At 30.5% G+C, this 9,058-nt stretch carries 3 protein-coding genes; 2 read left to right on the top strand and 1 reads right to left on the bottom strand.

What is annotated here, in order from left to right; translation table 11 throughout:
- Window positions 1-223 precede the first annotated feature (223 nt).
- Window positions 224-4,315, bottom strand: a complete 4,092-nt coding sequence (locus Q0352_RS09680; RefSeq protein ID WP_299527100.1) for a hybrid sensor histidine kinase/response regulator transcription factor — start codon at window positions 4,313-4,315, stop codon at window positions 224-226.
- A 177-nt stretch (window positions 4,316-4,492) separates the two neighbouring features.
- Between Q0352_RS09680 and Q0352_RS09685 the strand changes: the two genes are divergently transcribed.
- Window positions 4,493-5,878 (top strand): hypothetical protein, encoded by a 1,386-nt coding sequence (locus Q0352_RS09685; protein ID WP_299527101.1) that lies wholly within the window; start codon window positions 4,493-4,495, stop codon window positions 5,876-5,878.
- 117 nt (window positions 5,879-5,995) lie between these two features.
- A complete protein-coding gene (locus Q0352_RS09690) occupies window positions 5,996-9,022 on the top strand; it encodes a TonB-dependent receptor (protein ID WP_299527102.1) in 3,027 nt (1,008 codons plus the stop codon).
- Window positions 9,023-9,058 lie beyond the last annotated feature (36 nt).

Raw genomic sequence — 9,058 nt, forward strand, 5'->3', positions numbered from 1 at the left:
CCTCTCTTTTTTTAAGTAAAGATAAATTTTTAATTTTTCTTTAATCCAGATGCGACAGAACCTAAAATAATCGTCACATCAAAGCTAGACATTCCAGCAATTTAGTGAAAAAACTTTAATATGATAGTTTTAAAAAAAATTATAATATTTATACGTCTAATATTTGACAAAAGTTTTAGATACTTCGAGTCCTGTGTAAACCCAATATAATTTAAATGCTTATTTAGACCCTTTCGTTTTTAGCAGAAAATGAACCTTTATATTTTGAGGGTGTAACTTCAAATTGTTCTTTAAAACAAGTCCTAAAATATTTTAAATCATTAAATCCAGATTCAAATGCCGCTTCTGAAACATTTGACTCACCTTCTAATATTAATTTTGCAGCTTTATTTAACCTGACTCTTTTAACAAAATGATTAATTGGTGAGCCTGTAACGGCTTTAATTTTTCTATAAAGAGAAGATCTGCTGAAACCCAATTCCTGAGCAATTTCAGGGATAGAGATTTCGTTTCCATTGTACTTTTCAATAATTAATTTTTCTAATTTTTCTAAGAATTTATCTTCAACACTCTTTTTTTCTTCTGTTAAATTTTCTGAGGGAGTGTTATTATAATAGCTGACTAACTTTTTTCTGTTTTTGAAAAGGTTTTCAATTCGGGTAAGTAAATATTCAGAATCAAAAGGTTTGGTTATATAATCGTCGGCTCCAATTTTCATAGCTTCTAATTTATCTTTTTCTCCCAACTTTGCTGTTAATAGAATAATTGGAATATGACTTGTTTGACTATAATTTTTTAATTCGGTACATAAATCTATTCCAGATTTTTCAGGCATCATAATATCTGAGACAATTAAGTTTGGAATAAATCGCATTGCTTTTTCAACACCAATTTTACCGTTTTCCGCTGTAATTACTTTATAGAACTTAGATAAAATATCACTTACATAATTTACCACATCTAAATTATCATCAACTATTAGCACCACTTTGTCATCTTCATTTAAGTCTACCTCAACGTGCTCCTTATAATTTAAAATAGGATCATTAATAAATGGTTTTTTTATAACAAAGTCTTCTGTTTCAATGAACTCAATATTATTCATTTTCAAGAAAGGCTCTTTATTCTTAAATAATTCAATAGTAAATTCAGAACCAACGCCAACTTCACTTTTAACTAAAATTTGCGCACTATGTAAGTCCATTAATTTTTTACATAATGCAAGACCTATGCCTGTGCCCTCAATAGTATCGGTAAAATCTTTATGGTAATATAAATTAAATACAGAGTTTAAGGCTTCTTGTTTAATTCCTACACCAGTATCTGTAATATGCAGTAATATAGTATCTTGTTGTTCTTCAATAATTACATTTATTTTACCTGTTTTTCCGGTATATTTAAATGCATTTGAAAGTAGGTTAAAAAGGACTAACTGAATTTTTTTATAATCGAACCAGGCTATATAATTCTTATCTAATTGAATGTTAAATTCAATATCCTTTTGCTTGGCATAAAATTTAAAGTTGTCACATATTTCTTGAACAAATTTAGTGAAACTATATTGTCCAATTTCTAAGTGATTATGCTCAGTTTCTGATTTTCTAAATTCAAGCATTTTATTAATTAATTCTAATAAAATTTGAGCATTTCTTTTAATTAATGTTAATTTCTCAATATTTTTTCCGTTTTTTTCTTCTCTTAAAACATCGGTAATTGGACCTAGTATTAGCGTTAAAGGAGTTCGTAATTCGTGAGAAAAATTTGTAAAAAAACGAAAGCGTTCTTTATTTAAATCGGTTTCTTGTTCGCGAAGTTTTTGAGCATAAAAAAGAGAGTTTTTTAATTTAATTTGATCTGTATAGTATCTCATTATTATGAAAGCTAACAGAGAAATTAAGATGATGTAAATTAAAATTGCAGGAACTGTTAACCAAAAGGGAGGTGAAATGGTTATTTTTAAATTGGTTGATTGCGAGTTCCTGTTTCCAGCTTCATCAGATACTTTTACTTTAAAAATATATTCGCCTGGAGCTAAATTTCTATAGGTTGCAGAAGATAAGCTACCCACCTTGCTCCAATGATTGTCATAATTTTCAAGAATGTATTCATAATTAATACCTTTTGAACTAGGAAAGTTTAATGCAGCGTATTCTAGCGTAATTACATCTTGATTGTGCTTGAGTTTTATTTTCGAAGTATTGGAAATGCTATGTTTTAAAGGGGTTTTAACAAAATCATTGCTAATTTCAACAGTTTCGTTGAATAACTTCAAATTGGTAAATATGATTTTTAGAGGATCTTTATCTTTTTTTAAATCATTTGGATAAAAAATATTAAGTCCGTTTATTCCACCGAAAACAATGTATCCGTTTTTAGATAAAAATCCTGAATTGTTATTAAAAGGACCGGTTTGAACACCACTCGGATTTTTAAAGCTATCAAATTTTTTAGTTGATATATTGAATGAGTTTATACCTTCATTGGTACTAAGCCATAAATGATTTGAATTTTCTACAATAATGGACTGTATAGTATTATTAGAAACCCCATCACTTTGGGTGAACTGGTTTATTTTCTGAGTTTCTATATTAAAATGAATTAACCCTTTAAAACGGGTTCCTATCCATAAATCGTTTTGAGAAGAAAATTTTAGAGAAAAAACAATATGGGCATTTAAATCATCGTATTTTGGGTAATTAATTGATATATTTTCTTCATAATTGTATGATAAAATACCATTACCGAAAGTGCCTAGCCATAAATTTCCGTTAGCATCTTCAGTTATTGATCTTATATCAAGCCCGCCAACTTGGGTGATAAACTCAAAATCGTCAGTTTCAGGTTTGTACAGATGTAACCCTTCACCGTTGGTTCCAATCCAAATTCGTTTTTTGTGATCTTCATAAATAACTCTAATATCGTTGCTATTGAGTTGATTGTTTTGTATTCCTTTTATATAATGTTTGAAATTTCTAGAATTGGGTTCTAATTTATTCAGCCCCCCGGCATAGGTTCCAATCCATAAATTTCCATTACTATCAAAACATGAGCTTATAATTGCGTTGTCACTTATTCCATTTTTATTAGAAACATTAAAAACAAAACTTTCTGTTTTATTTGTGAAAGGATTGAATTTTAAAAGACCATTCCCATCAGTTCCAAGCCAAATATTGTTTTTAGAATCTTCACAAATACCCCATATACTTTCGTCGTTTATTTCAACTTCCTCTGTTTCAAAATGGTCATATAAACGTATTTTTTCACCTGTAGTATTTACAACGTTTACACCTTCTAGATGGGTGCCTATCCAAATGTTTGATTGTTTATCTTGATAAAAAGAACTTATAGATCTATAAGTTACGCTTTCATTTGAATTGTTTGGTCGGTAATTGTTAAAAAGAGTATTATTTTTATTTTGAATTATATCCAATCTTTTTTGACTAATAATTCCAGAATTTCTTGTTCCTAACCATATAACTCCATCATTATCTTCAAAAATGTTTAAGATATCATCATCTAAAAATGAAGTGCAATTTTTATTATTTATTTTGAAGAAACTTTCAGTATTGGTGTTATAAACAGTTAAACCAAGTTTGGTTCCAATCCATAAATAATTTGAGGAGTCTAAATAAATTGAATTTATATTTTCAGAGGAAGTAATCGCATCCTTTCCATATTCAAGTTTGGTTACATTTTTTGAATTTAAATCAATCTTATTAATACCATTATCATAAGTTCCAACCCATAAAACACTATCGTTTTGAATTTGAAGAGATGAAATTAAGTTGGATGATATTGAATTTTCATTATTAATGTTAAAATTGAAAATAAATTTCCCATCCTTCAGAATATCTATTCCACCCCCATAAGTTCCAACATAAAATTCTCCTTTATTTCGTTCTTCAATAGTTGTAACACTATTATGGCTTAGATTACTATTGTCGGTCAAATAAATTTCAAAAAGTTCTTTTTTGATGTCATATTTATTTAAGCCTTGATCCGTCATTACCCATAAATCACCATTGCTATCAACATGTAATGATTGAATAAAGTTATTAGATAAAGAATTTTTGTTGTTAAGTGATTGTCTAAATATTTTATAATTTTCACCATCATATCTACACAATCCATCATTAGTACCAATCCATATAAAACCTAATGAATCTTGTACAATACTATTAATAATATTATTAGGCAAACCATCTTCAACCCTAATGGAATTAAATTTAAGTTTTGGAGGCAATTTATCTTGAGAATAAGAAATCACTCCAAAGAAAAGAAAAAGGATAAATATAATTATGCTGTTTATTTTCATTAAACAATCAATAGGTTTTAGATTATCATGTAAATTTAATTTATTTATTGAGAACTATTCAATTTAATAGGTGTTTGAGTAAAAAAACCCTCATTTTTGAGCAAAAATTAGGCTATAAAAAGAGATGTATATGCTAATTTTACCTCATTAAATAATTTAAACCAAACTATATTTAAGATGACTAGTAAAATATTTTCACGGATTTTTATATCCACAGTATTATTTTCACTTCTTGTTTTCACTTCTTGTAAGGAAGATGATGAAATAAATGACAGCTCAATTCCAGTGTTTTCGGATTTTCCAACAACAATTACTACAGCACCTGGTTTAGAATTTGTTTTTGAAGGAACAATTTCTGATGATAGTGGTATTTCAAATGTAAATATTAATTACGATAATTGGTTCGTAGATAAATATATTGAATTTGACAATCCTCCTAAAGAGTACAAGTTAAAGTATAAGTTTTTAGTGCCAGCCGACGAATTACCTGACACATCTCATTCTATAAAAGTTTCTGCCACGGACGTTGCAGGAAATACGACAACCTATGATGTTGCTGTTAATTTAGACTACGACGTAATTAACCCTGAAGTGTCAATCACTTCTCCAATAAATGGAACTTCTTATTTGTCTGGAGACACGGTTGAACTAATCATTGATTTTTCAGATGATAAAGCACTTGATTCTATAATTGTTATCAGTGAAGTTTTGGGTTATGAAGTAAAAATGAAGATGCCTGAAAACACAACTATGTATAACTTGACCAGTTCAATTGATATTCCAGCAACCGGTGTCGAAGGAGCAGTCCAATTTGAAGCTATTGGGATAGATAAAACAGGTAATAGAACAACAAGTTTTTCAACAATTATTGTTGGAGAAAAAGATATTATATATAACATGTATGCCGTTGGTGGTTCAATGTGGTGGGAATGGGATCAAACCAAAGCGACCCAAATGTGGAAAAACCCGGAGGATGAAGACTGGTTTGTGTTAGAGTTTTACTATTGGGAAGGATATGATATTAAATTTTTAGGGCAATTAGATTGGGGACCAAATAACTGGGGAACTGATCCAAACGATAGTTCTAAAATAATAAACTCAGAAGATAGTGGAACCATTGGATTTCCTGATGGAGATGGTTATTATCATGTAGAATTTAATCCATATACATTAACGTACAAGTACGAAAAAATGGTAGTTGATGATGAAGTAAAAGAAAACATGTACTTAATGGGTAGTGGTTTTGTAGGATCAGATTTAGACTGGAATCCTGCCGATGCCATTCCTATGGATAAAGATAGTTTGGAAAACCCATATGTATTTACTGCTAGGGTTGAACTTTCAGATGATACTTCACTAAAATTTATTGGACAAACTGACGGATGGGGACCATTTGATTGTGGCTTTGAAGTTGGTGGAGAAACAACACTTCCCGTTAATTTTGTAAAATGTAAGGCAGGTGATGGGTCTTCAGATTTGAAGTTTAAAAGCCAAGCAGGCAAATACTTGATAACATTTGATTATTTCTTATTAAGAGCTACAATTCAACCATATAATGAGTAATTAAGTTTGGATTAAGATCTGTTTAACTTAGAGGGCGTCAGCCCTCTAAGCAACAGAATTAAAATACTTAAATGAAATTCTAATTATTCAAAAAATAAAAAATAAAAAATAAAATAAATGAAAACATTCATCCCTTACATAATGGGTTTATTATTACTTATAATAAGTCCCAGTTACGCTCAACAAAAAACTATAACAGGGACTGTTTCTGCTGATGGAGCACCTATTCCAGGTGTATCAGTCCTTGTAAAGGGTACTTCAACAGGTGCTGTGACAGATTTTGATGGAAACTATGCAATTACAGCAAATAGTAACGATGTTTTACTTTTTTCATATGTCGGTTACGATTCAAAAGAGTTATTGGTAGCTAATCAAACCAAAATTAATGTAACGCTCGTGTCGGGTATTGAAAAACTTGATGAAATAGTATTAATTGGCTATGGTTCTGTAAAAAAGAAAGATTTAACAAGTGCTATTTCAACCGTTAAAGGTGAAGAACTTTCTAAAAGGGTTGTTACAAATATACAAGATGCCTTGGCAGGTCAACTACCGGGTGTACAAGTTTCATCAAATGGAGGAAAACCAGGAGCCGAATCTACTGTTACAGTTAGGGGTATTTCAACACTTAGTAATAACGCACCATTGTATGTAGTTGATGATGTGCCTTTAGATGATATAAATTTTTTATCACCTCAAGATATTGAAAGTGTTCAGGTTTTAAAAGACGCCTCTGCCTCTGCTATTTTTGGTTCGCGTGCTTCAAATGGTGTTATTATTATAAAAACAAAGCAGGCTAAAACAAATAAAACAACTATTTCTTTTGATGGGTATGCCGGACTTCAAACTATTGCAAAAAACCCTAATTTGGCTGGAGCTGCGGAATATGCTAACATCATAAATACAGCAAGATTAAATGATGGAAAGAGCATTATTTATGATAATCCAGAATCATTTGGGGCTGGAACAAATTGGTGGAATGAAATAACTCAAACAGCGCCTATTTATGATGCAAACCTATCGATTTCTAAAGCAACTGAGGATATTAAAATAGCTACAGGATTTTCGCATCAATCGCAAGATGGTATTATTAAAGGAAGTGATTTTAGTAAATGGAGTGTTCGTTTAAATACTGAATATAAAATTAAAAAGAACGTTACTATTGGAGAAAATTTTACGTTTGCCAATTCAAATACAAACAATGGCCCTAGCTTAGTTTGGGATGCACATCGTTTAGAACCAATTACCAATCCGTATCTTCCGGAATATGAACAAGAAGGGTTAAGTGAATTCAGTATTTTTTCGCCAACTGTAACAGATGTTCCAAACGCTTTGGGACAACTTGCAAGAAGTTTTGATGATACAGCATATTATAGAACTATTGGAAATTTTTATGTGAATTGGGAAATTATTGAAGGATTGTCATTTAAATCTCAATACAGTATTTATTTTAGTTCTTATGAAAATAATTGGTTTGCGCCAGATTATTATATTGAAGAAACGGATAAGAGAGTTATTAACTCTGTTGGAAGAATCCATAACAATAAAACTAATACCACCTGGAATAATTTTGCAGCTTATACAAAAGACTTTGGCGAGCATAGCTTAAATGTAATGGGAGGTATTGTATTAGAATCTCAATTACATAAAACGTTAAGTGCTCAAGCGGAAAACACACCAAGTAATCACCCAGATTTAAGATACCTTGATGCTGCAACAGAGGCTTATTTTGCTTCAGGAAACAATGAACAATATAACCTGATTTCATACATTGCTCGTGCAAACTATTCCTATAAAGATAAATATTTACTAACAGCAACAGCAAGAGCTGATGGTTCATCATTATTTCCTGATGGAAATAAATGGGGCGTTTTTCCGTCAGTTTCTTTAGGCTGGGTAGTTTCCGATGAAACTTTTATGAAAGATGTGAAATGGATAGGTTTTTTTAAAACTCGTTTAGGATGGGGACAAATAGGAAATGACAATAGAAATTCTATTCCAATTGATGCTAGACTTACAACTATTGGAAATGAATATTATTCTTCAGGGGCAAATCAAAATTTATTGATTGGAACAGCTCCAGACAATGTTGGAAATCCAAACATTAAATGGGAAACCGTTGAAGATTTAAACTTTGGGATTGATTTAGCTTTGTTTGAAAATAAATTGAATATGAATTTTGATATTTTTAAAAGAACGACCAATGATATGCTTATGGCAAAAAGTATACCAGCATATTTGGGGTCTGGATACAATGCGCAATGGTCTAATATAGGTAGCTTTGAGACAAAAGGTTACGAAATAGGAGTTACTTATAAAAATCAATTTAATAAGCTTAAAACCTCTTTTACTTTAAATCTATCTCATTATAAAGCTAAAGCTACAGAATTGGCAGATGGCGAAGCAATTTGGGATGGAAATCATCAAAGACTTGATGATTTAGGATATACTGCAGAAGGTCAAACACCGGGTTCATTCTATGGGTATGTAACTGATGGTATTTTTCAAAATAGAACAGAAATTAATAGTCATTCTGATCAATTTGGAAACATTATTCAACCATCTGCACAGCCTGGAGATTTTAGATTTAAAGATTTAAATGGTGACGGAAAATTAACAGATCAAGACAGAACTATTATAGGAGATCCTACTCCAGACCTTTCATACGGGTTAACTTTAAAATTCGACTATACTAACTTTGATTTAAGTTTTTTATTTACGGGTAAATATGGAAATGATATGCTGAATGCCGCTAACCCTTATCTAATGAGCGGCAGTGGAAATTACAATTCATATGCAGGGCTTTTAGACAAAGCGTGGGACGGTGAAGGATCAACAAATTCTCAACCCCGATTGTCTAATGATGATCCAAATCAAAATTTTAGATATTCAGATTATTATATTGAAGACGGTTCCTTTCTTAGATTAACGAACTTACAATTTGGATATAAATTATCTGATAAAACATTAGAAAACATCAGTTTAAGTAAGGCTCGTTTTTATATTAGTGGTGAAAACTTATTTACTCTAACATCGTTTAGTGGTTTAGATCCGGACATTGGAGGTCGTTCAACTTTGAGTGGTGTTGATTGGGGTCATTATCCAATGCCAAGAATCATAAATGTTGGTATAAACTTAGCCTTTTAATTTTAAAAAATAAATACAATGAAAAATATAAAATAT

This window comes from uncultured Lutibacter sp. (assembly GCF_937891065.1).
Lineage (GTDB): Bacteria > Bacteroidota > Bacteroidia > Flavobacteriales > Flavobacteriaceae > Lutibacter.

Coding starts and splice junctions, on each gene's coding strand:
- Q0352_RS09690 (WP_299527102.1), top strand. CDS start 5,996: ATGAAAACATTCATCCCTTACATAATGGGTTTATTATTACTTATAATA.
- Q0352_RS09680 (WP_299527100.1), bottom strand. CDS start 4,315: ATGAAAATAAACAGCATAATTATATTTATCCTTTTTCTTTTCTTTGGA.
- Q0352_RS09685 (WP_299527101.1), top strand. CDS start 4,493: ATGACTAGTAAAATATTTTCACGGATTTTTATATCCACAGTATTATTT.